This is a genomic window from Pseudolabrys sp. (assembly GCF_035943735.1).
In the GTDB taxonomy this organism is placed as follows: domain Bacteria; phylum Pseudomonadota; class Alphaproteobacteria; order Rhizobiales; family Xanthobacteraceae; genus Pseudolabrys.
Window position 1 is genome coordinate 294,018 of record NZ_DASZBV010000027.1, and the last position, 24,280, is coordinate 318,297.

At 65.8% G+C, this 24,280-nt stretch carries 19 protein-coding genes; 11 read left to right on the forward strand and 8 right to left on the reverse strand.

Translation table 11 applies throughout. From position 1 onward, the window contains the following. Positions 1-48: 48 nt before the first annotated feature. From dnaE to VGV41_RS21975, 6 genes are all read right to left on the reverse strand, one after another. A complete protein-coding gene (gene dnaE / locus VGV41_RS21950) occupies positions 49-4,071 on the reverse strand; it encodes a DNA polymerase III subunit alpha (protein WP_326866328.1) in 4,023 nt (1,340 codons plus the stop codon). 21 nt (positions 4,072-4,092) lie between these two features. After that, positions 4,093-4,497, reverse strand: coding sequence for an endonuclease domain-containing protein (locus VGV41_RS21955; RefSeq protein WP_326866329.1), 405 nt, complete (start codon positions 4,495-4,497; stop codon positions 4,093-4,095). 63 nt (positions 4,498-4,560) lie between these two features. Next, on the reverse strand, positions 4,561-6,114 hold the full coding sequence (locus VGV41_RS21960; RefSeq protein WP_326866330.1) for a DNA polymerase Y family protein: 1,554 nt from the start codon (positions 6,112-6,114) through the stop codon (positions 4,561-4,563). After that, positions 6,035-6,754 carry a DNA repair protein gene (locus VGV41_RS21965; protein WP_326866331.1) on the reverse strand — a complete coding sequence of 240 codons (720 nt, stop codon included), beginning with the start codon at positions 6,752-6,754 and terminating at the stop codon, positions 6,035-6,037. The genes VGV41_RS21960 and VGV41_RS21965 overlap by 80 nt, the downstream gene beginning before the upstream one ends. Positions 6,755-7,089: 335 nt before the next feature. Next, positions 7,090-7,323 (reverse strand): hypothetical protein, encoded by a 234-nt coding sequence (locus VGV41_RS21970; RefSeq protein WP_326866332.1) that lies wholly within the window; start codon positions 7,321-7,323, stop codon positions 7,090-7,092. A gap of 146 nt (positions 7,324-7,469) precedes the next feature. Then, positions 7,470-8,690, reverse strand: a complete 1,221-nt coding sequence (locus tag VGV41_RS21975) for a bifunctional alpha/beta hydrolase/OsmC family protein (protein ID WP_326866333.1) — start codon at positions 8,688-8,690, stop codon at positions 7,470-7,472. Positions 8,691-8,938: 248 nt separating this feature from the next. Between VGV41_RS21975 and VGV41_RS21980 the strand changes: the two genes are divergently transcribed. The 4 genes from VGV41_RS21980 to VGV41_RS21995 all read left to right on the forward strand — a co-directional run bounded on the left by VGV41_RS21980 (position 8,939) and on the right by VGV41_RS21995 (position 12,445). Then, the gene (locus tag VGV41_RS21980; protein WP_326866334.1) at positions 8,939-9,169 is read left to right on the forward strand and encodes a hypothetical protein; all 231 of its coding nucleotides are present in this window, start codon (positions 8,939-8,941) and stop codon (positions 9,167-9,169) included. A 17-nt stretch (positions 9,170-9,186) separates the two neighbouring features. Continuing rightward, the gene (locus VGV41_RS21985) at positions 9,187-10,200 is read left to right on the forward strand and encodes a Bug family tripartite tricarboxylate transporter substrate binding protein (RefSeq protein ID WP_326866335.1); all 1,014 of its coding nucleotides are present in this window, start codon (positions 9,187-9,189) and stop codon (positions 10,198-10,200) included. A 120-nt stretch (positions 10,201-10,320) separates the two neighbouring features. Continuing rightward, positions 10,321-10,842 (forward strand): tripartite tricarboxylate transporter TctB family protein, encoded by a 522-nt coding sequence (locus VGV41_RS21990; RefSeq protein WP_326866337.1) that lies wholly within the window; start codon positions 10,321-10,323, stop codon positions 10,840-10,842. 73 nt (positions 10,843-10,915) lie between these two features. Continuing rightward, complete coding sequence (locus VGV41_RS21995) at positions 10,916-12,445, forward strand: tripartite tricarboxylate transporter permease (RefSeq protein WP_326866338.1); 1,530 nt, start codon at positions 10,916-10,918, stop codon at positions 12,443-12,445. Positions 12,446-12,620: 175 nt separating this feature from the next. Here VGV41_RS21995 and VGV41_RS22000 read toward each other — a convergent pair whose 3' ends face one another. After that, positions 12,621-13,922: a DUF3422 domain-containing protein gene (locus tag VGV41_RS22000; RefSeq protein WP_326866340.1), complete on the reverse strand. Its 1,302-nt coding sequence runs from the start codon at positions 13,920-13,922 to the stop codon at positions 12,621-12,623. 104 nt (positions 13,923-14,026) lie between these two features. Here VGV41_RS22000 and cynS point away from each other — a divergent pair, with 104 nt between their 5' ends. Further along, on the forward strand, positions 14,027-14,515 hold the full coding sequence (gene cynS, locus VGV41_RS22005) for a cyanase (protein ID WP_326866342.1): 489 nt from the start codon (positions 14,027-14,029) through the stop codon (positions 14,513-14,515). Positions 14,516-15,213: 698 nt separating this feature from the next. Continuing rightward, positions 15,214-17,256, forward strand: coding sequence for a M13 family metallopeptidase (locus VGV41_RS22010; protein ID WP_326866344.1), 2,043 nt, complete (start codon positions 15,214-15,216; stop codon positions 17,254-17,256). A gap of 23 nt (positions 17,257-17,279) precedes the next feature. On the opposite strand, the gene VGV41_RS22015 is transcribed toward VGV41_RS22010, so the two are convergent. Next, the gene (locus VGV41_RS22015; protein WP_326866509.1) at positions 17,280-18,437 is read right to left on the reverse strand and encodes an alpha-hydroxy acid oxidase; all 1,158 of its coding nucleotides are present in this window, start codon (positions 18,435-18,437) and stop codon (positions 17,280-17,282) included. Positions 18,438-18,703: 266 nt separating this feature from the next. Between VGV41_RS22015 and glmM the strand changes: the two genes are divergently transcribed. The 5 genes from glmM to VGV41_RS22040 all read left to right on the forward strand — a co-directional run bounded on the left by glmM (position 18,704) and on the right by VGV41_RS22040 (position 24,200). Further along, positions 18,704-20,050, forward strand: coding sequence for a phosphoglucosamine mutase (gene glmM, locus VGV41_RS22020; RefSeq protein WP_326866347.1), 1,347 nt, complete (start codon positions 18,704-18,706; stop codon positions 20,048-20,050). 252 nt (positions 20,051-20,302) lie between these two features. Beyond that, the gene (locus tag VGV41_RS22025) at positions 20,303-21,223 is read left to right on the forward strand and encodes an outer membrane protein (RefSeq protein WP_326866349.1); all 921 of its coding nucleotides are present in this window, start codon (positions 20,303-20,305) and stop codon (positions 21,221-21,223) included. Between the two features lie 135 nt (positions 21,224-21,358). Next, on the forward strand, positions 21,359-22,087 hold the full coding sequence (locus tag VGV41_RS22030; RefSeq protein WP_326866352.1) for an outer membrane protein: 729 nt from the start codon (positions 21,359-21,361) through the stop codon (positions 22,085-22,087). A 31-nt stretch (positions 22,088-22,118) separates the two neighbouring features. Next, positions 22,119-22,907, forward strand: coding sequence for an outer membrane protein (locus tag VGV41_RS22035; RefSeq protein ID WP_326866353.1), 789 nt, complete (start codon positions 22,119-22,121; stop codon positions 22,905-22,907). Positions 22,908-23,027: 120 nt separating this feature from the next. Then, positions 23,028-24,200 (forward strand): phosphoserine transaminase, encoded by a 1,173-nt coding sequence (locus tag VGV41_RS22040; RefSeq protein ID WP_326866355.1) that lies wholly within the window; start codon positions 23,028-23,030, stop codon positions 24,198-24,200. Positions 24,201-24,280 lie beyond the last annotated feature (80 nt).

The following is a 24,280-nucleotide window of genomic DNA, read 5'->3' on the forward strand; positions in this document are numbered from 1 at the left end:
CCCCGACCCCTCCCCACCACTCGCTTCGCTCGTGGGGGGAGGGGAGAATTACCCCGCCTTCCTGGACGGCGCATGCGCCGAGCCGCGCGCCGGCGTGTCGAGGTCGGCGGCAAGCTCCGGCACCTCGTGCATCAGCCGCTCGAGCCTGCTCTCGCGCCCGCCATTGAGCCTTGCCTTGCGCATCTCCTCGATCGGCCGGCGCACTTCGTCGCAGCGGGCGAGCGCGTCGATCTCGGCGCCGTGCTCGGTGAGGCGGCCGAGCAGATGCGTCAGGTCCTCAATGTGTTCGGCGACCACGTGGATGACGCCGCATTCCTCCTGCACCTTGCCGCGCACCGATACGTAGCGCGCGCCGAGCACGACCGGGCGCAACCGCTCGAACACCTTCGGCCAGACGATGATGTTGGCCATCGCCGTCTCGTCCTCGATGGTCATGAAGATGACGCCGTTGGCCGAGCCCGGCCGCTGCCGGCAGGTGACGAGGCCGGACACGGTGGCGCGCACGCCGGAGGCGGTGCTGCGCAAGGCGTCGTTGCGCAGGATGCCGCGCTGGGTGAGTTCGCCGCGCAGGAATTGGCACGGATGCGCGCGCAGCGACAGGCGCAGGAAGCGATAGTCGTTGACCACTTCCTCGCCGACCGGCATCGGGGGCAGGTGGACTTCTTCCTCCCTCTCCACATGCACGGAGCGCTCCCTCCCCCCTTGTGGGGGAGGGTTGGGGAGGGGGGTAGCAGTTGCAGAAGGACCCCCACCCCGACCGCCTTCGGCGGTCGACCCTCCCCACAAGGGGGAGGGTGAAGAAGAGGAGCGGGGCGAGGTGAAGAGTGCCTGCGGCTGCGCTACGCCCGGGACACGGGGCGCCGCAAACAACGGCAGATCGTCGTCGCGGTCGCCGACGCGGCCGAGCGCCTTCGCCGCCCACAACGCGTCGCGGCGATTGAGCCCGAGCGACGAGAACGCATCGGCATCGGCGAGCCGCTCCAGCACGCGCGGTGGCAGCCCGGTGCGCAGCCAGACGTCGCGCACGGAGTCGTAGTTACCCTCCCCCCGCGAGCGCTTGCGAGCGGTGGGGAGGGTCGGCAGCGAAGCTGCCGGGGTGGGGGGCTCTATTGCAATTTGCACATCGCTTGATGACGGCCCCCCACCCCCGACCCCTCCCCACCACTCCGCTTCGCGGAGCGGGGGGAGGGGAGTCGAGAGCGCGTCGGGTTGGGCAATAGACATCCGCCTCTCCACAATCTTCCTCCCATCCTCCTCCTTCAGTCCCTTGATCTCGCGCAGGCCGAGGCGGATCGCGTGCGTGGTGCGGATGTCGCCTTGCATGTCGCGATGCAGGTCGTGCACATGCCCGGCCGCGCTCTGCCCCTGCTCCAAAGTCGAATCCCAATTCGAGAAATTGATATCCGGCGGCCGCACCTCGACGCCATGCTCGCGCGCGTCGCGCACGATCTGCGCCGGCGCGTAGAAGCCCATCGGTTGCGCATTCAAAAGCGCGGCGGCGAAGGCGTCCGGATAGCGGCACTTCAACCAGGCCGAGGCGTAGACCAAGAGCGCGAAGCTCGCCGCATGGCTTTCCGGAAAGCCGTATTCGCCGAACCCCTCGATCTGCTGGAAGCAGCGCTCGGCGAAGTCGCGGGCGTAGCCGTTCTTCAGCATGCCGTCGATCATCTTGCGCTGGAACGTGCCGATCGTGCCGACACGCTTGAACGTCGCCATGGCGCGGCGCAATTTGTCGGCTTCGGCCGGCGTGAAGCCGGCGGCGACGATGGCGATCTTCATCGCCTGCTCCTGGAACAACGGCACGCCGAGCGTCTTCGCCAGCACGGCTTCCAGTTCCTTCGACGGATAGGACACCGGCTCGATCTTCTGCCGCCGGCGCAAATAGGGATGCACCATGTCGCCCTGGATCGGGCCTGGTCGCACGATCGCCACCTCGATGACGAGGTCGTAGAACATCTGCGGCTTGAGCCGCGGCAGCATGGTCATCTGCGCGCGGCTCTCGACCTGGAACACACCGAGCGAATCCGCGCGGCAAAGCATGCGATAGACAGCGGGGTCTTCGGGCGGGATCGAGGAGAGGTCGAGCGCGCCGCTTTCACCTCTCCCCGCGTGCGGGGAGAGGTCGCCACGCCTGAGCGTTAGCGAAGGCGGGGCGGGTGAGGGGGCCTTGCCGCGAGTCTGAGCTTCTCTCGACGCCCCCTCACCCGGCTCGCAGCTTTGCTGCTCGCCGACCTCTCCCCGCATGCGGGGAGAGGTGGCGGAGAGGCTGTAATGTTTGTCGACCAGATCCAGCGCCTTCCTCACGCAACTCAGCATCCCCAGGCCCAGCACGTCGATCTTGAGAATGCCCAGCGCGTCGAGGTCGTCCTTGTCCCATTCGACGAAGGTGCGCTCCGCCATCGCCCCATTGCCGATCGGCATGACCTCGTCGAGCCGGCTGCGCGTGATGACGAAGCCGCCGACATGCTGCGACAGATGCCGCGGGAAGCCGTTGATCTCGGCGGCGAGCGCCAAGACCTTCTGCATGCGCGGACTCGTGGGATCGAGGCCAGTGCGCGTCACCGCGTCCTGCCGCACCGCGCCGCCGCCGCCGCCCCAGATCGACGACGACAGGGCGCCGATCGCGTCCTCCGACAGGCCGAAGGCCTTGCCGACCTCGCGGATCGCCGAGCGGCCGCGATAGGAGATGACGGTGGCGGCGATGCCGGCGCGCTCGCGGCCGTATTTGCGATAGATGTACTGGATCACCTCCTCGCGTCGTTCGTGCTCGAAGTCGACGTCGATGTCCGGCGGCTCGCGCCGCTCCGGCGAGATGAAGCGCTCGAACAGGAGACCGCCGCGCACCGGATCGACCTCGGTGATGCCGAGGCAGTAGCAGACCGTCGAATTGGCCGCCGAGCCGCGGCCCTGGCAGAGGATGCCCTGGCTGCGCGCGTATGTGACGATGTCGTGGACGGTGAGGAAGTAGGGCGCATAATTCATCTGCGCGATGAGGGCGAACTCGTGCGCGATGCTGGCGCGGATGGCGTCGTCGATGCCGTCGGGATAGCGCCGCGCCGCGCCTTGCCAGGTGAGATGCTCGAGCGCCGCCTGCGGCGAGGCGAAGCCCTCGATCTGCTCGTCGGGATATTCGTATTTCAGTTCGTCGAGCGAGAAGCCGAGTGCGTCCGAGAGCGCGAGCGTCTCCGCGATCGCCTCCGGCGCGTCGCGGAACAGCCGCGCCATCTCCGCCGGCGGCTTGAGGTGGCGCTCGGCATTGGCGGCAAGCAGGCGGCCGGCGCGGTCGATGGTCGTCTTCTCGCGGATGCAGGTGAGCACGTCGGCGAGCGGCCGTCGCTCCGGATGGTGCATGTGCACGTCGTTGACGGCGATCAGCGGCACGCCCGCCTCACGCGCGATCTCTTTCAGGCGCGCGAGCCGCGCGCGGTCATTGCCGCGATAGAGCATGGTCGCGGCGAGGCGCACACGGCCCGGCGCCGCGGCGCGCAGACGAGAGAGTGTATCGTGTATCTCCGACGTGCCGCGCGCACGGTCACCTCTCCCCGCGGGCGGGGAGAGGTCGCCACGCCGAAGCGTCAGCGAAGGCGGGGCGGGTGAGGGGGCGTTGCCGCTTGCCTGAGCCTGTCGAAACGGCCCCTCATCCGGCTCGCGCCTTTGGCGCTCGCTTCCTTCTCCCCGCAAGCGGGGAGAAGGAAGCACCACCAGCTCCAGCCCGAACACATGCGCGATGAGATCCTCGCGCGTCAGCAAACACTCGCCCTTCTTGCCGCGCAGGTTGCCGAGCGTGAGGAGGCGCGTCAGCCGCCCCCAGCCGGCACGGTCGCGCGGAAAAGCGAGGATGTCCGGCGTGCCGTCGGCAAAGACGAGCCGCGCGCCGGGATGATAGCGCAGCGGCAGTTCATGCTCGCGCTTCGTCAGATGCGCGCGCACGACGCCGGCGACCGAATTGCGGTCGCAGAGTCCGATGCCGGCGAGGCCCGCATGCGCGGCCTGCACCATCAGCTCTTCCGGATGCGACGCGCCGCGCAGGAACGAGAAGTTCGAGGCGACGGCGAATTCGATGTAACGCATGACACAGAGCCTCGCCGCCGCTTAACCCTCTCCCCCTGTGGGAGAGGGTCGCGGCCGCAGGCCGCGGGGTGAGGGGGCTTCTTCGATTTCGCTCAGGATTCGCTCAAGCACGCCGTTCGGATTGGCGAGGATGTCGTTGTTCCAAAACCGCAGGATGCGGAATCCGCGGCGGCGCAGATCGGCATCGCGACTCTCGTCGTGCCGGCTCTCAACGTGCTGGCTGCCGTCGGCCTCGATGATCAACATCTGCTCGAAGCAGACGAAGTCGGCGATCCAGGGGCCGACCGGCACTTGCCGTCGGAATTTCATATCCGAAAGTTGCCGCGACCGCAGCACCTGCCAAAGGTCAAGCTCCGCTTCGGTCAGGGCGTGACGAAGCGTTTTTGCTTGTGTCCTTTTGAGTTCTTCAACGCGATACTTTGGCATTTCCCCCTCACCCGGCGCGCGTGCGCGCGCCACCCTCTCCCACAGGGGGAGAGGGTTAGAAGCTCACGCAAACATCCCGTGCACGAACCACGTCGGCGCCGCGCCGCCGGGCGCGAGATCGCGATAAAGCCCGGCGCGGAACAGCCAGAAGCGCAGGCCCGTCTTGTCCTCGACGCGGAAATAGTCGCGCGCGGCTCCGCCGTGCTCGCTCCACCAGACGCCTTCGATGCGCTCGGGGCCGTCGGCGAAGATCACCTCGTGCAGCGCGCGCCGCCACCTGAAGCGCAACGGCGGTCCGTCCGGCACTTCCGCCACCGCCTCGATCGGCTCCGGCCGCGTCAGCAGCCGCAGCGGCCGCGGCGCCAGTTCCACCTCGCTGCGATAGGCGCGGAACGATGCCCAGCCGTCGTCGGTGCCGGTGCGCTGCGCCGGCTGGCTCACCGCCGCGATCTCCGGCAGATGGCTGTCCTGCGCCACCAGCCGCCGCACGCGCTGCGCGCCCAGCCGCGCAGAGAGGCGATCGACGAGGCGGTTGATCTCTTTCGTCTCGTCGCCGCCGTCAATGCCGATCTGCTCGGGCGCGCGCGCTTCGGCGATGAGCACCGACAGCCGCGCCATGTCGAAACCGAAGCCGGGATCGAGCGCGTCGGCGAGCGCGGCGAGCCGCTCGGTAAACAGCGCGCGGATCTCGGCCGCGTCGCGCAGCGGCCGCGACGTGCCGGCGGCGATGCGGCGGACGGCGCCGTCGGTGCGGAACAAGGTCAGCTCGATGCGGCGCGCGCCGTCGCCGCGCCGCTCCAGCGCCGTCTTCAAGCGTTGCGCCAGCCGTTCGGTGACCGCCAGCACGTCCTCCTCGCGCGCGATCGGCTCGGGAAAGCGCTGCTCGGCGATGTAAGGCGCGACCGGCAGGCGCGGCGTCAGCGGCTCGTCCTCGAGCGCCAGCGCGCGGTCGAGCTGGCGGATGACGTCGCCGCCGAAGCGGGCGGTCAATGGCGCACGCGGCAGGTCGATGATGTCGCCGACGCGCTTCAAGCCGACGCGCGCGAGCGACGCGACCGTCGCCGCCTCGAGCCGCAGCGCCGCGAGCGGCAGCGGCGTCAATAGTCTGCGCTCGTCGCCGTTGGTGTGATGACCCGTCGCGCCATAGCGTGCGGCGGCATGCGCAGCGCCGATCGAGCCGGCCACGGCGATGGAGAAGGCGAGGTTCGCCTGCGCGAGACGCGCGGACAGATCGGCGATCAACGCCTTTTCGCCGCCGTAGAGATGCGCGCAGCCGGTGATGTCGAGCAGCAAGCCGTTCGGCGCGTCGCAGGCGACCAGCGGCGTGTAGCGCAGGCACCAGTCGGCGATCTGCTCGAGCAGTTGCGCGTCGGCGTCGGCGTCTTCCGGCACGGCGTCGAGCGCCGGATGCATCGCCCGCGCCTGCGTCAGCGCGAGGCCGGGCGTGAGGCCGATGCGCGCTGCGGCATCGTCGACGGCGACGAGCACGTCGGCATTGCCGCGCTTGCCGTAGACAACGAGCGGCGCCGGTGAAGCCTCACGCGACCTGGCGATGCGGTCGGTGGACAGGCAGTGTAGCCACAGGCTGAGCATGCGCTGCGAGCGTGAAACGGCCATCGCTGTCACTCCATCGGAGAATCCATTGTCCGCGCGGGCCGCGTCGGTTGCGCACGAGCCGCGTCAGGAAGTGCGGATGCGCGTGCATCGATGCGGCGGCATCGACGAGCCACCGCGTCGCGGCGGTGGAGGCGTCGTCCTCCGGCGCCGCGCGCAGGATGAGCGCCAGCGCACCGGTTTCGGCGGCGGCGAGCGACAGTCGCCGCACCGCGACCGCGTCGAGCGCGCCATGCCGCATTTCGCCGATGACGCAGCCTGTGGCGCGGCAGCGCAGCGCCTCTTCCATCGCCCACAACAGGTCGCGCCGTTGTGCGACCGCGACCGTCACCAGCCGTTCGGGCGCGAGGCCGAAGCCGTCGAGGCCGGGCCCGTAGGGCGCGCCGCTCTCCAGCGCGGCCATGTCCTCGGCGATCCAGACGGCGCACTGCGAAGCAAGCGTCGTCACCCCCAGCGCGAACCCGGTCGCCGCCGCCATATGTGCCTCGCCGGTGGCGGCGATCTCGTGCAGGGCGCCGCGCATCAGCCCGCCGCCGAGGACGGCGTCGACCGCCGGCGCCCCCAGCGGCAGGGTGGCCGGGCCGTCCACGAGCCCGGGCGGCTTTTCAAGCCGCCGCAGGCGCTGGCGAAGTTCCTCGAGCATCGGATCAAGCCTCTGACGTTGCGACGAGATTTCCGTCGGACGCGGCGTGCGCGCCCGCTCTTCCCAACGTTCATGTTCTCTATTTGTTCTAGTCTGGCGAAGACGCGCGGCGGCGTCAAGCCACAAGCGGCTGCGGCCTTTGCCGGGCCGGCCGCAAGCCTCAGGCCTGCTGGGCGAGGAAGACGACCAATGTCGCGGCGGCGAGCACGGTCGCCAGCCAGACTAAACGGGGATCGGCGCGATGCCTGGTGCTGCGGGGCTTCATGCGGCCCTCCCATACAAGGGACGTGCCAGAAACCCGCCCGCGGTGTTGCGGTTCGCTTCTCCCTCCCCTTTCAGGGGGAGGTCAGAAGGAGCCGCTTGCGCCCGCGCGGCGTCAGCTTGAGCCGCGACCCATCGCGCGTGCCGCCGTTCTCGAAGCGGACGAGGCCGCCGGCGATGGCGTCTTCCCAGGGCGACAGATGCGGGCAACTGCGCCGCCAGGCTTCCGCGTCGGCGTAAGAGCGCGGCGCCTCATCCACCCAGGCGAGAAACTGCTGCGTCAGTGCGTGTGCGGCGGCGGCGGACATGGCCGGAATTTACACCGGTCCACGCACGCGCGGAATCTGCTTTCCGCAGAGACAGCTTTTCCGCAGTGGAATGAGAGCAGCCGCGCGCTTTCTTTTCCCTCCCCACCGCTCGCAAGCGCTCGCGGGGGGAGGGGAACAGGGGGACCTCACGCCGGCCGTTCGACCGTCCGGATGTCGATCTCCGACTCCAGGGTCCGGTGCACCGGGCACTTGTCGGCGATTTCCAGGAGCCGCCGGCGCTGCGCGGCGTCGAGATCGCCTTCGAGCGTGACGGCGCGGTCGATATGGTCGATCAGCCCCTCCGCCGTCTCGCAGTGCGCGCAATCCTGCGCGTGGATCTTGTTGTGCGCGAGCCGCACGCTGACGCGCTTGAGCGGCAATTTCTTCTGCTCGGCATAGAGCCGCAGCGTCATCGCCGTGCAGGCCCCGAGCCCTGCGAGCAGCAGGTCGTACGGCCCCGGTCCGGAATCCATGCCGCCGACCTTTACCGGCTCGTCGGCGAGGAAGCGATGCGGCCCGCTCAGGATCTCCTGCTGGAATTTGCCTTCGCCGGTCTCGCGCACCAGCACGGTGCCGATCTCGATCTCCGCCTCGCTCATCGTCTCAGGCAGATCGAAATAGCGCTCGGCCCAGGCGACGATAACATTGGCGACGTAGACGGCATCGCTCTTCTTCGACACGAGATGATCGGCGCCGGACAGCGACACGAAGCTCTTCGGATGCTTCGCCGTGACGAAGATGCGCGTGGCGTTGTCGATGCCGACCAGTTCGTCGGTCGGCGAATGAAACACGAGCAGCGCCTTGTGCAGATGCGCGATGCGATCGAGCAGCATCTGCTCGGCGATGTCGTCGAGGAAGTCGCGGCGCACGGTGAACGGCCGGCCGGCGAGCGTCACCTCGGCCTCGCCGTCCTTGCGGATCGTGTCGACCTGGTCCTTGAACAGCCCGGTGACGTGCGCGGGATCGGACGGCGCGGCGATCGTCACCACGCAGCGCGACTCCGGGATGCGATGCGCAGCGGCGAGCACCGCCGCGCCGCCGAGACTGTGGCCGACGAGGATCGCCGGCGCACGATGCGCCTTGCGCAGGTGGTCGGCGGCGGCGACGAGATCGTCGATGTTCGAGGAGAAATGCGTGCCGGCGAAATCGCCTTCGCTCTGGCCCAAGCCCGTGAAGTCGAAGCGCAGCGATGCGATGCCGATCATCGCCAGCCGCTCGGAGATGCGCTTGGCGGCGAGGTTGTCCTTGCCGCAGGTGAAGCAGTGCGCGATCAGCGCGAAGGCGGTCGGCTTGCCGATCGGCCAGTCGAGCAGCGCCGCAAGCCGGTGTCCGCTGGCATTGGGGAATTCGAAGCGTTCGGTGCGCATGGCTTTTCTCCCGGGCCTCTCGTTAGGCCGCGAATGAATCGAAGGTCGCGAGGGCGGCTTGATCGATGTTCACTATCCGGCGCTTTTAGGGCCCGGACCAAACGCTGCCTGAAGTCCGAGCAGAGCGAACAGCGGAACTCGCAGGGGGTCGTGTCGGCCTTGCCATTGAGTCGCTGTTCCCGCGGCCGAGGTCGCTACAGCCCCTTCCGAGCTTCGCGTAGAGCGGATTGCCCTTCCAGGACACGTCATTGAACTCGACGACGGCGACCGTTTCGGTGCCGGACGCAACGTTCAATTTCATTGTGCAGCGCGATACACCCGATTCGAGGGTCGGTGTGACGGGGGCAAGCATCCACGGGCGCGGCGTCAAACCGCAATTGTGGGTAGCGGATATTTATGACATGTTTATGCGTCCGCTATCTCCGTTTATAAGGAAGGTACGCCAAGCGCCAACCGGCCACGTCGCCGGATTGGAATAAAAATAGGGAGGAGTTTCATGTCCATTTCCAGGAAGATACAGGCACTGGGCTTCGCTTGCCTGAGCGGCGCAGTCGCGCTGTCTGCGTTGCCGGCCCAAGCGGCGTGGAAGCCGACGCACAACGTCGAGCTCATCGTCCCGGCGGGCATCGGCGGCGGCGCCGGTCAGATGGCGCAGCTCATCCAGGGCATCATCCAAAAGCACAAACTGATGCCGACTTCGATGGTCGTCATCAGCAAGAAGGGCGGTTCGGGCGCCGAGGGCTTCCTTTACGTGAAGAACGCCAAGGGCGACGCCCACAAGCTCATCATCACGCTGTCCAACCTGTTTACGACGCCGCTCGCGACCGGCTCGCCGTTCAAGTGGAGCGACTATACGCCGATCGCGATGATGGCGCTGGACGAGTTCGTGCTCTGGGTCAACGCCAAGTCGCCGTACAAGACGCCGCAGGACTATATCGACGCGGTGAAGAAGAACCCGAACGATTTCAAGATGGGCGGCACCGGCTCCAAGCAGGAAGACCAGATCATCAACGTTGAGATCGAGCAGAAGACCGGCATCCAGCTCACCTACGTGCCTTACCACGGTGGCGGCACGGTTTGCACACAGCTGGTCGGTGGCCACATCACCAACAGCGTGAACAACCCGATCGAATGCGTGGCGCATTGGCGGGCCGGCAACGTGCGGCCGCTCTGCGTCTTCGACACCAAGCCGATGCCGTATCCCGCAAAAATCACCAAGGACATGTCTTGGCAGGATATTCCGACCTGTCAGTCGAAGGGCCTGGACATCCACTACACGATGTTGCGCGGCATCATGACGGCGCCCGGTGTTTCTCAAGATGCCGTCGACTACTATTCCGACCTGATGCAGAAGGTGCGGGCGACCCAGGAGTGGAAGGACTACATGAACAAGGGCGCCTTCAATCAAAGCTGGATGACGGGCGACGAATTCAAGAAGTGGCTGAGCAGTACTGCCGAAACCCATCGCCAATTGATGGAAAAGGCCGGCCTCATACACAAAGGCTCGTAAAGCCACGATTGCGGGAGTGCCGGCAGCCCGGCGCTCCCGCGATTTCTGTTCGCCGGGCCAGGACCGTCCTGCGCTGTCCTGAAGCCGCGGCGGTGCCGAACAAACTGTGAGTGCCTTGCAATGTCAGACCGCTTGGATAACTCCGATCCGGAGAGTTCTGCCGTCTCGAACCGGACGATGAACATCGTCGTCGCGCTCGCGCTGATGAGCGTTGCGGCCATCGTGATGGTGTCGAGCGCGCGACTAGGCGCCGGCTGGGCCAAGGATGTGGGCCCGGATTCAGGCTATTTCCCCTTCTATGTTTCGCTGATCCTCTTCATTACCAGCGGCATCACGTTGGCGCAGAACGTCTTGGCGCGCACGCCCGGCGGCGACGGGTCCTTCATAGCCCACGGCGAGATGAAGATGGTGCTTCAGGTCCTGATCCCGACGATCATTTTCGTCGTGCTCTCGATCTATATCGGCATCTACATCTCGACCTTTCTGTTCATCGGCTTCTTCATGACCTGGCATGGACGCTATCCGATCTGGAAAACATTTCCGGTCGCAGCGCTGGTGCCGGTCGCGCTGTTCGTCATTTTTGAAATCTGGTTCCTTGTGCCGTTGCCAAAGGGGCCCTTCGAGCATTGGCTCGGGTACTGAGCGGGCCTTTGCCCAAACGAAACAAAAAACACAAGGCGCTCTGAGCGCCGGACGTGCTAACGGGAGGCAATGCTTGGACGCTTTCTTTTCACTGATGCACGGCTTCACAGTGCTGCTGACGCCCATGAACATGGCCTACATGGTCATCGGGCTGCTCTTCGGCATCCTGCTCGGATTCCTGCCGGGCGTCGGCGGTGCCAATGGTATCGCCATCCTGTTGCCGCTCACGTTCTCGATGGACCACACCACCGCCATCATCATGCTGGCGGCAATCTACTGGGGCGCGCTGTTCGGCGGCTGCATCAGCGCCATCCTGTTCAATATTCCAGGCGAACCGTGGTCGGTAGCCACGACCTTCGACGGTCATCCGCTGGCGCAGCAGGGCCGCGCCGGTGAGGCCCTCACGGCGTCGATGTCCTCGTCCTTCTTCGGCGCGTTCATCGCCACCATCGTGCTCACGTTCCTGGCGCCGATCGTGGCCAATTTCGCGCTTGCCTTCGGTCCGCCGGAATTCTTTTCGGTGTATCTGCTGACGTTCTGCAGCTTCGTCGGCATGGGCCGGCAATCGCCCTGGAAAGTCATAGCGAGCATGATGCTCGGTTTTGCCTTCGCCACCGTCGGCACGGATGAGATCACAGGTGGCGTACGGCTCACGTTCGGCACCGAGGTGCTGCTCACCGGCTTCCACTTTCTGATCGCGGTCATCGGTCTGTTCGGCATCGGCGAGATCCTGGTGACGGTCGAAAAGGGGCTGCACTTCGAGGGCCGCAGCGCCAAGATGAATCCCTATGTCGTCTGGCAGACCTGGAAGCAGCTTCCAAAGTATTGGATGACCATCTTGCGCGGTATCGGCGTCGGTATCTGGCTCGGCGTGACGCCGGGCGGTGCGACACCCGCCTCGTTCATGAGCTATGGCCTTGCCAAACGGTTTTCCAAAAACGGTGCCAAGTTTGGCACCGGCGAACTAGAAGGCGTGGTCGCGCCCGAGACGGCGGCGCATTCGGCCGGCACCAGCGCCCTTTTGCCGATGCTCACGCTCGGCATTCCGGGCTCGCCGACGGCGGCCGTGCTGCTGGGCGGTCTCTTGATTTGGGGCATCGAGCCCGGGCCGCTACTGTTCGTCGAACAGAAGGATTTCGTCTGGGGCCTAATCGCGTCGATCTATCTCGCCAACGTCATCGGACTGGCGATCGTGCTGTCGACCGTTCCGCTCTGGGCGTCCATCATGCGCGTGCCGTTCTCGATCATCGCCCCCATCATCATCGCTGTCTGCGCTATCGGGTCATACACCCTCTCGAACGCGCCCGCCGATCTGCTCTTCATGGTGATGTTCGGGGTCATCGGCTACCTGTTTAAGAAGCTCGATTATCCGCTGGCGCCGATGGTGCTGGCGATCGTGCTGGGCGGACGCGCCGAGAGTTCGTTCCGGCAGGCGCTTGTCGGCTCGCGTGGCGACCTGTCGGTGTTCTGGTCGAACGGTCTGGTCGGGACAATCACCGCCTTGAGTTTAGTGATGTTGTTCTGGCCGCTGATCTCGACCGTGTGGACGCGTCTGCGCGCGGGCAACCGCACGCTTGGAGGGAGCAGCCACGCGAGCACCTAGCCAGCAAACGGTCAAGATGTGATGCCGATATACGGCGGCCTGTTCGACTATCAGTTGTCTGCGATGGTCTTCGAGGCATTAACTTTGGGATTTCTCGCAGCCTACGGACTTGTGGTTGTTGTCGTAACGTCCGCACGGCAATGAGCGACGCCGCTGCGCCGGCGCGCCGCCGCGATCAGTCGCCGCCGCCGCCGCTGATGTGCCGGCGGCGGATGCGGCGCAACGTCCACCAGATCGCGAGCACGGCCACCGGCACGAACAGCGCGGTGGCGATGTTGGTGTTGAACCTGACGCCGGCGCCGTGGAGCCCGTCGAGAACGTGGCCGAACAGACCGACCACGTAATAGCTGATCGCCGCGACCGACAGGCCTTCGACCGTCGTCTGCAACCTGATCTGCAGCCGCGTGCGCGCATTCATCGATTTCAGCAGATCGCGGTTCTGCCGCTCGAGCTCGACGTCGACGCGCGTGCGCAACAGGTTGGCGGCGCGCGCCAGCTTCTGCGACAGGTTCGCCTGCCGCTCCTCGGTGGTGATGCAGGTGCGCATCGCCGGCGCCATGCGGCGGGCGAGGAACGAGGTCCAGGTCGGGAAGCCCTCCACCGCGCGCTCGCCGATGGTCTGGAGCCTGAGCTGCACGATCTCGTTGTAGGCGCGGCTGGCGCCGAAGCGGAACAGGCTCGCCGCCGCGCCGGCTTCCAGCTCGGCGGCGAGCGCCGTCAACTCATCGAGCAAGCGGTGATTGTCGATGAGCTTCTCGGTGCCGCGCATCTCCTCGGTGACTTCCATCAGCCGCTGCTCGATGCGGGCGATCGACGGCGCCAGCCGCTGCGCCTCGGGCAGGCCAAGCAGCGCCAAGGTACGGTAGGTCTCGACCTCGATCAGCCGCTGCACCAGCGCGCCGGCGCGCTCGGCGCCGAGCCGGCGGTCGATGACGAGGATGCGCACGAAGCCGGAGGCGTCGGCCTTGAAATCGGTGGCGAAGACGGCGTCGCCTTCGGCATTTTCCGCGACTGCGAGACTGGCGCGGTCGAACAGCCGCTCGGGCGCGATGCGCGGCTCCTGCTCCGGCATCAGGTGCAGGTCGAGGGCGACAATGAGCGGTCCGGGCTGCGGCAGCGCCGCCATCGGCTCCGCGAGGCTCGCCCCGGCCGGATAGAACGGCGTCTTGCCGTCGGACGGCAGCTCCCAGGTGTAGGTGGTGAATTCCGAATGCTGCTCCCAGCGCAGGGTCGCGCCGCCGAGCAGGACGCGGTGCTGCTTGGCGCCGTCCTTCAGCGGCTCGAGCCCGCGCGCACGGCAGAAGTTGGTGAAGGCGGCGCGGTCGCCCTTGGCGCGCTCGCCGGCGGTGTCGAAGGCGAAGTGCAGGATGCGCCGCGGGCTTTCCAGCGGCGTGAACGGGCGGGCGTGCACTTCGCCGAGCACCGCCGCCCGCAGGGCATGTGCGCTGAACTGCTTGTCGCCGATGCTGACGTCCATGCCTCTTCGGGTGGCATGCGACGCGAAAATTGGCAAGCGGCGCAGCGGCTGGCGCGGGACTTGCTTGCGCAAAGCCGTGACCATTTTGCGAACAAGGAGCCGTCATGACCCGGGGCGATCTCACGGAAAAGCTTTTGGATATCAAGCGGGAGAAGGGCTGGACCTGGAAATACATCTGCGGCGAGATCGGCGGCATGTCGCCGATCCTGGTCACGGGTGCGATCCTCGGCCAGATGAAGCTGACCAAGCCGCAGGCAGCCGCTGCCGCGAAATTGTTCGGCCTGTCGAAGAGCGAGGAGACGCTCTTGAACGAGGTGCCGATGCGCGGCACCGGCACGCCGATGCCGCCGACCGATCCGCTGATCTACCGCTTCTACGAACTGATCATGGTCAACGGCCCGGCGCTGAAGGCGCTGATCGAGGAGGAGTTCGGCGACGGCATCATGTCGGCGATCGACTTCGATATGGACATCACGCGCAAGGCCGACCCGAAGGGCGACCGCGTCGCCATCGCCATGACGGGCAAATTCCTGCCGTTCAAATACTACGGCGCCAGCGGCAACGATCTGGCCTACGGACTGAAGGAGGCGTGAGCTTATCCCTCGCTTGAAAAGGGGAGGGTCCGGCTCGCCATAGCGCGTCGAAGACGCGCGTGAACGCGCTTTTGTCGCTCGCCACCCTCCCCTTGCAGGGGAGGGATAGAACGCGGCGCAGCATAGATTCTTTTAATTAGGACTATTGACCGGTCCTATCCGCTGGCCTATGATCCCATCGTCCGCTTCAGCCGGGGGCGTCGTCGCGAGGCGTCTCGATTGACGGGAGCGGATGCGGTGCCCGCGGGTTCGGCAAAACGCATGTCGGACTTCCGGGCGGCGACGGGGCTCCACTCGCAGGCACTAGGACCTGCCGCCAGGAGCTGGCTGACAGGCGTGGCTGGTCCACGTTCTCGAAAGCGTGGCCCGTACGCCGTAATGACACCGCCGTGGCGCGCCGAGAGGCGCCCGCATGTTTCGAGAGAAGCATGCGGCACAAGGCAGAGTGTCGCGCCAATCGGCGCGCCACACCCTCGGCATTCTTGCCGGGGAAGGACTCCCCGAGCCCCTGTTGGCCGGGGAAGGACGCCCCGAGCCCCTGTTGGCCGGGGGCCGAAGGGGAAGGCCGGCTCACCCGGGGCCGTTCAAACAACACGGGCGATGAGTCATGCGATAAATCCAAGTTCCATGTTGTAAATTGAAAGCCGAACGTTCAAAATTCGCCGCGCGGGGCGGTGGGGCACAAAGGAATAATCAAAATGCGGAATACAGTGCGCGGCGCGGCAGCCATCGTTGCCGCGCTTGCGGTCGTGTCTGCCCGTTCGGCGCTGGCCGAGGATGCGGCCGCACCATTGCATTACGGCACATGGGGCATCGACCTCAGCGCGCGCGATCTGTCGGTCAAGCCGGGCGTCGACTTCTATCGCTACGCCAACGGCAACTGGCTCAAGCGCACCGAGATTCCCGCCGACAAGCCCGGCTACGACCACTTCGTCAAGCTGGGCGATCTCGCCGAAGGCCAGATCCGCAGCCTGATCGAGGCCGCCGCCGCCGGGCGGTCCGACGACAAGGATGCCGGCAAGATCGGCGCTGCCTATCGCGCCTTCATGGACGAAGCGCGCATCGAACAGCTCGACGCCAAGCCGCTCGCCCCGTATCTCGCCGCCATCCGCGCCGAAAAGACCAAGGCGGACGTCGTCGCTTTGATGGGCACGGCGCCGAAGGGCGCCCAGTCTTCCATCTTCGGCGTCGGCATCAGCGCTGACGACAAAGCGCCCGACCGTTATGTCGTTTCTCTGGGCACCGCCGGCTCCGGACTGCCCGACCGCGATTATTATTTGAAGGCGGATTTGGCGGACAAGAAGGCCGCCTATCAAGCCTATGTCGCCAAGATGCTGGGCATGATCGACTGGCCCGACCCGGCGATCAACGCCAAGGCGGTCGTCGACTTCGAAACCCAGCTCGCCGAGGCGCGCTGGGCACGCGCGGAGATGCGCAATCCGGACAAGCTTTACAATCCGATGTCGCCGGCCGACCTCGTGGCCTACGCGCCCGGCTTCGATTTCCGCGCTTTCCTCGCCAATGCAGGTCTCGGCGACGTAACGCGGGTCATCGTCGGCACCAATACGGCCTTTCCAAAATACGCCAAGATCTTCGACGTGACGCCGCTCGACACGCTCAAGGCCTGGCAGGCCTTTCATCTCGTCAACGGCGCAAGCGGCACGCTGTCCAAGCGCTTCGTCGATGCGAACTTCGATTTCTACGGCAAGACGATCTCCGGCCAATCTGAGAACGAGCCGCGCTGGAAGCGTGCGGTCGGTTTCGTGAACGGCATGGTTCGCGAGTCGATCGGTCGGATCTATGTCGCCAGGTATTTCCCGCCCGAGGCCAAGGCCAAGATCGACGATCTTGTGGCGCAGGTGATCGCCGCCATGCACCGGCGCATCGCCACCGTCGACTGGATGAGCGACGCCACCAAGGCGAAGGCGCAGGAAAAGCTGTCCAAGCTCCGCATCAAGATCGGCTATCCGGCCAAATGGCGCGACTACGGCGTACTCGTTGTGACGGCCGACGATCCCGTCGGGGACGCCGTGCGGTCGCAGGCCTATGAGTGGAACTTCCAGCTTGCGCGCTTGAACAAGCCGGTCGACCGCGACGAATGGGATCAGATGCCGCAGACGGTCAACGCCGCCTATTCGCCCAACAATAACGATCTCACCTTCCTGGCCGCCATCCTGCAGCCGCCGTTCTTCGATCCGAAGGCCGACATGGCGGTCAACTACGGCGGCATCGGCGCCGTCATCGGCCACGAGATCACCCATGGCTTCGACGATCAGGGCCGCAAATATGACGGCAACGGCGCGCTCAAGACATGGTGGAGTGCGGAGGACGCGGCCAAGTTCAAGTCGCGCGCCGATCTGTTGGCCGCGCAGTTCGACAAGTTCGAGCCCGTGAAGGGCTACTTCGTCAACGGCCAGTTGACGATGGGCGAGAACATCGCCGACCTCGGTGGCTTGCTGTTGGCGCTGGATGCCTATCACACCGCATTGCATGGCAAGCCGGCGCCGATCCTCGACGGGCTCACCGGCGACCAACGGCTGTTTCTCGCCTGGTCGCAGGGCTGGCAGGCCAAGCGTCGCCCGGATTACGCGACCATGCTCATCAAGTCCGATCCGCACTCGCCGCCTGAGTTCCGCGTCGACGGCCCCTTGCGCAACATCGCGGCCTGGTACGCCGCCTTCGACATCAAGCCGGGCGATCCGCTGTATCTCCCGCCGGACAAGCGCGTGAAGATCTGGTGATTGCAGTGGGCGCGCGCGCCGGATCAGCCGGCGCGCATCGCCTGCGGATTGACCAGCACCTGCGGGCCGATATCGGCCGTGCGGCTGACGCCGGTGAGCGCCATCGTGATGTCGAGCTCCTTCTTCAGGATGTCGATCGTCTTGGCGACGCCGGCCTTGCCGCCGGCGCCCAGCCCCCAGGCGTAGGCGCGGCCGATCATGCAAGAGCGCGCGCCGAGCGCCAGCGCGCGCATGATGTCGGCGCCGGTGCGGATGCCGCCGTCCATCATGATCTCGATCCGCGAGCCGACCGCATCGGCGATTTTCGGCAGCGCGCTGATCGACGACGATGTGCCGTCGAGCTGCCGGCCGCCGTGGTTCGACACGACGAGCGCATCGGCGCCGAGATCGGCCACGATGCGCGCGTCCTCGACATCGAGGATGCCCTTGATGATCAACTTGCCCGGCCAATGGCTCTTGATCCAGGCGACGTCGTTCCAGTTCAGCGCCGGATCGAACTGGCTGTTGGTCCATTCCGCCAGCGACGTGACGTCGTCCATGCCTTTGACGTGGCCGGCGAGATTGCCGAATGTCTTGCGCTTGCCGCGCAGGATGCTCAGCGCCCAGGCCGGCTTCGTCGCCATGTCGATGATGTTGTTGAGCCGGATTTCCGGCGGCACGGTCATGCCGTTTTTCAGATCGCGATGGCGCTGCCCGAGCACCTGCAAATCGACGGTCAGGACCAGCGCGCTGCATTTGGCCGCCTGCGCGCGCGCCAGGATGTCCTTGGTGAAGCCGCGGTCGCGGATGACGTAGAGCTGAAACCAGAAGGGCTTTGCCGTCGCGGCGGCGACGTCCTCGATCGAGCAGATCGACATCGTCGACAAAGTGTAGGGAATGCCCGCGGCCTCGGCGGCCTGCGCCGCCAGGATCTCGCCGTCGCCATGCTGCATGCCGGTCAGGCCGACCGGCGCCAGGATGATCGGCGCCGCCGCGGTCTCGCCGAGAATGCTGGTCTCGAGGCTGCGTTTGGAGACGTCGACCATGACCCGCTGCCTGAGCCTGATGGCCTCGAGGTCGGCGCGGTTGGCGCGCAAGGTGCTCTCGGTATAGGAGCCCCCGTCGGCATAATCGAAGAAGGCCTTCGGCACGCGCCTCCGCGCCAGCACGCGCAGGTCCTCGATGCAGGTGATCGACTTCAATGACATTAACCACTCCCCGGGCAGGCTTTATCGGGTAGCACAGGGCCGGAGGGGCCGGAATGGCGGCTGTTCGGCGAGGTTCCGGAGGCTGGAAAACGGTGGACAGGTCTCGTTTACGCTGTGCCGTAATGATTACTTACAAATTTTGAAGTAATTCCATTCGCTTGGACCTAGTATAAGGAGCCGCTGCCGGTCAGAAACGGCCGCCAAGAACAGGGGCTCCACCGGGCTATTCAGCCGACCGTGTGGTGGTAAGGGGCGTATACATGGTTCGTCGCTATTTCGGCACCGACGGCATTCGTGGCCGTGCCAACCGCGTCATCACGCCGGAACTCGCGCTCAAGGTCGGGCAGGCGGCCGGGCTGATCTTCCGCAATGGCGATCACCGCCATCGCGTGCTGATCGGCAAAGACACCCGCCTCTCCGGCTACATGATCGAGAACGCGCTGGTCGCCGGCTTCACCTCGGTCGGTATGGACGTGCTCCTGACCGGCCCGATGCCGACGCCCGGCGTCGCCATGCTCGCGCACACGATGCGCGCCGACCTCGGCGTCATGATCTCCGCCTCGCACAATCCGTTCGACGACAACGGCATCAAGATCTTCGGGCCGGACGGCTACAAGCTCAGCGACGAGGTGGAGTTGAAGATCGAGGCGCTGCTCGATTCCGATCTCAGCAAGCAACTGGCCGGCGGCAAGGACCTCGGCCGCGCCCGCCGCATCGACGGCGTGCAGGACCGTTACATCGAATTCGCCAAGCGCACGCTGCCGCGCGGCATCACTTTCGAAGATCTGCGTATCGTCATCGATTGCGCCAACGGCGCCGCCTACAAGGTCGCGCCAGGCGCGCTGTGGGAGCTCGGCGCCGAGGTCATTTCGATCGGCGTCGATCCGGACGGCTTCAACATCAACAAGGACTGCGGCTCGACCGATCTCGACGCGCTGACGCGCAAGGTGCGCGAGATGCGCGCCGACATCGGCATTGCGCTCGACGGCGACGCCGACCGCGTGCTCATCGTCGACGAGCGCGGCCATGTCGTCGACGGCGACCAGCTGCTCGCCGTCATCGCCGAGAGCTGGAAGGAAGACGGCCGCCTGCAGAATCCGGGCGTCGTCTCGACCGTGATGTCGAATCTCGGTTTCGAGCGGCATCTCGCCACGCAGGGCCTGAGCCTCGTGCGCACGCCGGTCGGCGACCGTTACGTGATCGAGCAGATGCGCGCGCAGGGCTACAACATCGGCGGCGAGCCGTCCGGCCACATCATCCTGTCCGACTACGCCACCACCGGCGACGGCTTCGTCGCAGCCTTGCAGGTGCTCGCGGTGGTCAAGCGCAAGAACAAGCCGGTGTCGGAAGTGTGCCACCGCTTCGAGGCGTTGCCGCAGGTCTTGAAGAACGTGCGCTTCAAGAGCGGCAAGCCGCTGGAGAACGCCAATGTGCGCTCGGCGATCGCCAGCGCCGAAAGCCGGTTGGGGCAAGGCGGCCGTCTGCTCGTGCGTCCGTCGGGCACCGAGCCGGTCATCCGCGTGATGGGCGAGGGCGACGACAAGGCGCTGGTGGAAGCGGTCGTCGACGACGTCATCGACGCGCTGACGCAGACCGCGGCGGCCTGAGCGGCTTCTCCGCCTCCTGGAATTGTTTTCGCGCGGTGCGCATCGCGCTCCGCCGCCTCCGCCATCTCCCTTAACGAAACGTTACGCGTGATTCGCGTGGTGCGCGCACGGCCGCGCCGTGACGCCGCAGCGCGTTCAATCCCTAAATTTCGTGGTTAAAAAACAGGGTTAAGAGGCGCTTAAGATTTCGCTGCCATCGTCCGGACTGTGGCGTCGCTTTCGGGGGCAAGCGGCGCTCAGGAAGGACCAAGCATGTTCGTTCAGCGTTTGCGCATTTTGACAGCCGCGGGTGTCGCGCTGATCGCAGCCACGGGCGCTCGCGCCGCCGACTATACGCCGCCGCCACCGCCGCCGGTCTATGTGCAGCCGCCGCCGGCCGAACCCTGCTGCGACAGCTGGTATTTGCGCGGCTTCGTCGGCGCAGGCCGGAATACGACGGGAAGCGTTGACGTCACGGCAGTCGCGGACACGTCCCTCGTATCGAGCTCGATCGGCGATAGCTATTTCGTCGGCGCCGCTGTCGGCTACAATTGGAACAGCTGGTTGCGCTTCGATCTGAGCGGTGAATATCGCGCCAAGACGCAGCTGACTGCAATGACTCGCTTTCAGGATGCCGGTGGCGGAGCGGTCGCACTCGACCAGTATCAGGGCAATCTGAGTTCCTGGGTGGTTCTGGCCAACGCTTTCGTCGATCTCGGCACCTGGAATTGCTGGACACCGTTCGTCGGCGCGGGCATCGGCGGCGCTTACAATATGGTCAGCGACTTCACGGACGTGACGCCCGACGTCAGCGCTTTCGGCGCGACCGGCAGCTCGTTCGGCCTCGGCAAGGGCACCAGCAGCTGGAGCCTGGCGTGGGCTCTTTACGCGGGCGTCTCCTACGCCGTGACCAAGAACTTCAACATCGATCTGACCTATCGCTACCTGAACTACGGCACGGCGAAGGACAGCATCGTTTGCGACAACCCCGGGGCAGGGTGCGTCGATCTGCAATACAAGAATCTGCACTCCAACGACATCATGCTCGGCCTGCGCTGGACCTGTTGCGACATGGGCCCGCCACCCGCGCGTCCTCCGCAAGAGGTCTACGCACCGCCGCCCGTCTATGCGCCGCCGCCGCAGGTGTACACGCCGCCACCAGCCTATCAGCCGCCGCTGCGCAGCCGCGGCTAATCGAAGGGCGCCGGTTAACGAGCATGGTGAAAAATGTTGGTTAATCGGCCCTTAACTTCTTTCCGGCAAGACTTCAACCCTGCGTAGGCGATGACGCTGATCGCGTCCTCGCAGCGAAGCAAGGGACTGCAGGACATGCGTTGGTTGAGGCTGAGCGTGATCGCCGGGCTGCTGCTGCCGGGAGCCGCGATGGCCGCCGACATGCCAGGCCTGGTGCCGCCGCCGGTGGCCGCGCCGCCCGCGCATATCCTGCCCTCGCCCGCGAACGCCGCGTGGTATCTCCGCGGCGACCTCGGCTACTACTGGGGCCGCATGGACGGAGCGCAATCGGCTCCGGGATTTGCAAATCCGAGCGGCAATGACCTCGGCAACAGCATCACCGGCGGCGTTGGCGTCGGTGTGAAGACGCGCTGGCTGCGCACCGACGTCACGCTCGATTATACCGCCATGAAATACACCGGCACGGTCGCCACGCCCGGCGACACGACCGCCAAGGTGTCGGCGATCACCGCCCTGTTCAACGGCTATCTCGATCTCGGCAGCTGGTACGGGCTCACGCCTTATGTCGGCGCGGGCGCCGGCGTCTCCGATCTGCGCACCTACGACTATACGAGCACGGCGGCGCCGCCGTTCGCCGGCGGCCTGTCGCACACGCAATGGAAGTTCGCGTGGGCACTGATGGGCGGCGTCGGCTACACGGTCGCGCCCAACATCCTCGTCGATCTCGGCTACCGCTACATGGATTTCGGCGATGTCACGACCGCGTCGGACGCGTCCGGCGCGATGATTTTGAAGAATCTCGCGGCACATGAAGTGCGCGTCGGCGTGCGGTGGAGTTTCGATGACAGTACGAGCTACCGATAGAAGACTTTCCGCGGTCTCGGCGATTGCGGCCATGCTGTTGGCCGCCTCCGCGCTGAGCGCGCGCGCGGCCGACCTGAGCGATACGTCGTGGTTACGCGGGACGGTCGCCGACACGCCGACCACGATGCGCTGGGACGGCCTGCAATTGGGAGCGCAGATCGGCATCTCGAATCTCAACGCCGACTTCAGCAATTCCGACAGCTCGCAGGTCGCCTACATCCTCCGCAATACGACGCTCGAAAACGAATTCGCCCCCTCGAGTTGGACGACGCTGCCGAAAGGCACCACCAACGGCGGGCAGTTCGGCGGGTTCATCGGCTACAACATGCAATGGGACCAGCTCGTGCTGGGCGGTGATATCGCTTATAACCGAATGCAGTCGCTGCAGAACTCGGCGGCGGACTCGATCGCCCGTATCGTCAATACCAGCGATGGCGTGCAGCACGATGTGACAATCCAATCCTCCGCCTCGCTCAGATTGGTGGACTACGCGACCTTCCGGGGCCGTGCCGGCTATGCGTTCGGACAGTTTCTTCCCTACGCCATGATCGGCGTTGCCGTCGGTCGCTTCAATTACACAAGCTCCGCGACTGTGACGGACCAGATGAGCGGCGCGCAAACCGGCACGTTCCAGCAATCGGCCACCGACGGGCGCAACAACGTTTTCGCTGCGGGCTTCGTCACCGGCCTCGGCCTCGACGTGGCGTTGTTGCCGAACGTGTTCCTGCGTGGCGAGTGGGAATACACCGTTTTCGCGCCGGTCAACGGCATTCGTTCGTGGCTCAACACCGGCCGCGTCGGCATCGGCGTGCGCTTCTAGCGCTCATTATTTCATCGGTCGCGTTTCGTTTTCGCTGTTGACCGCGCCCGCGGCTTCGCCTATCTCCGCCAGTGGGACACCCCTCCCCAACGAGGGGCTTCTATCTGGAAGGATAGGCTTATGACTGCGACCAAGCCCGGCGTGCGGCCGGTGACTCCGCACTTTTCATCCGGCCCGTGCGCCAAGCGCCCCGGCTGGTCCCTGCAAAACCTCACCGACGCAGCACTCGGACGCTCGCACCGCGCCAAGATCGGCAAGGCGAAGCTCAAACGCGCCATCGATCTGACCCGTGAAGTGCTCGAGGTCCCTGCCGATTATCGCATCGGCATCGTGCCGGCATCCGATACCGGCGCCGTCGAGATGGTGCTGTGGTCGCTGCTCGGCGCCCGCCCGGTCACGATGCTCACCTGGGAATCGTTCGGCGAAGGCTGGGTCACCGACGTCGAGAAGCAGCTCAAGCTCAAGGATGTGACGGTGCTCAAGGCGCCGTACGGCGAGCTGCCCGACTTGTCGAGCGTCAATTTCGACTCGGACGTCGTCTTCACCTGGAACGGCACCACATCCGGCGTGCGCGTGCCGAACGGCGACTGGATCGCCGCCTCCCGCAAGGGGCTGACGATCTGCGACGCGACCTCGGCTGCGTTCGCGCAGAAGCTCGATTGGGCGAAGCTCGATGTCGTCACCTTCTCCTGGCAGAAAGCCCTAGGCGGCGAGGGCGCGCACGGCATGCTCGTCCTGAGCCCGCGCGCAGTCGAACGCCTCGAGACCTACAAGCCCGCTTGGCCGCTGCCGAAGATCTTCCGCATGACCAAGGGCGGCAAGATCAACGAGGGCATCTTCGTCGGCGAGACGATCAACACGCCGTCAATGCTCTGCGTCGAGGATTATCTCGACACGCTGATCTGGGCGAAATCGATCGGCGGCCTGAAGGCGCTGATCGCACGCGCCGACGCCAACACCAAGGTGCTCGCGGACTGGGTTGCGAAGACGCCGTGGGTCGATTTCCTTGCTGCCGATGCGGCGATTCGCTCGAACACCTCGGTCTGCCTGAAGGTGGTCGATCCGGCGGTGACGAAACTGTCGTCGGATCAGCAGTTGGCCTTCGCCAAGTCGCTCGTCTCCCTCGTCGAGAAGGAAAACGCGGGCTACGACCTCGGCCATTACCGCGATGCGCCGGCGGGCCTGCGCATCTGGTGCGGCGCCACGGTCGAAGCGGCGGATGTCGAGGCGCTGACGCCGTGGCTCGACTGGGCCTTCACCGAGGCGAAAGCCGCGCTCGCCAAGGCGGCGTAACAAGCCGGTCATTCCGGGGCGCGGGCTGAAGGCCTACGCACCCGGAATCCAGAGCAGCACTCAACAGACAACGTTTTCTT

Bases quoted from the DNA above. Each gene is read 5' to 3' on its own strand.
- VGV41_RS21960 (WP_326866330.1), bottom strand. From the start codon at position 6,114: ATGGCCGTTTCACGCTCGCAGCGCATGCTCAGCCTGTGGCTACACTGC.
- VGV41_RS21990 (WP_326866337.1), top strand. From the start codon at position 10,321: ATGTCAGACCGCTTGGATAACTCCGATCCGGAGAGTTCTGCCGTCTCG.
- dnaE (WP_326866328.1), bottom strand. From the start codon at position 4,071: ATGCGTTACATCGAATTCGCCGTCGCCTCGAACTTCTCGTTCCTGCGC.
- VGV41_RS22010 (WP_326866344.1), top strand. From the start codon at position 15,214: ATGCGGAATACAGTGCGCGGCGCGGCAGCCATCGTTGCCGCGCTTGCG.
- glmM (WP_326866347.1), top strand. From the start codon at position 18,704: ATGGTTCGTCGCTATTTCGGCACCGACGGCATTCGTGGCCGTGCCAAC.
- VGV41_RS21955 (WP_326866329.1), bottom strand. From the start codon at position 4,497: ATGCCAAAGTATCGCGTTGAAGAACTCAAAAGGACACAAGCAAAAACG.
- VGV41_RS22025 (WP_326866349.1), top strand. From the start codon at position 20,303: ATGTTCGTTCAGCGTTTGCGCATTTTGACAGCCGCGGGTGTCGCGCTG.
- VGV41_RS21975 (WP_326866333.1), bottom strand. From the start codon at position 8,690: ATGCGCACCGAACGCTTCGAATTCCCCAATGCCAGCGGACACCGGCTT.
- VGV41_RS22040 (WP_326866355.1), top strand. From the start codon at position 23,028: ATGACTGCGACCAAGCCCGGCGTGCGGCCGGTGACTCCGCACTTTTCA.
- VGV41_RS22030 (WP_326866352.1), top strand. From the start codon at position 21,359: ATGCGTTGGTTGAGGCTGAGCGTGATCGCCGGGCTGCTGCTGCCGGGA.
- VGV41_RS21970 (WP_326866332.1), bottom strand. From the start codon at position 7,323: ATGTCCGCCGCCGCCGCACACGCACTGACGCAGCAGTTTCTCGCCTGG.
- VGV41_RS22000 (WP_326866340.1), bottom strand. From the start codon at position 13,922: ATGGACGTCAGCATCGGCGACAAGCAGTTCAGCGCACATGCCCTGCGG.
- VGV41_RS21985 (WP_326866335.1), top strand. From the start codon at position 9,187: ATGTCCATTTCCAGGAAGATACAGGCACTGGGCTTCGCTTGCCTGAGC.
- VGV41_RS21965 (WP_326866331.1), bottom strand. From the start codon at position 6,754: ATGCTCGAGGAACTTCGCCAGCGCCTGCGGCGGCTTGAAAAGCCGCCC.
- VGV41_RS22035 (WP_326866353.1), top strand. From the start codon at position 22,119: ATGCTGTTGGCCGCCTCCGCGCTGAGCGCGCGCGCGGCCGACCTGAGC.
- cynS (WP_326866342.1), top strand. From the start codon at position 14,027: ATGACCCGGGGCGATCTCACGGAAAAGCTTTTGGATATCAAGCGGGAG.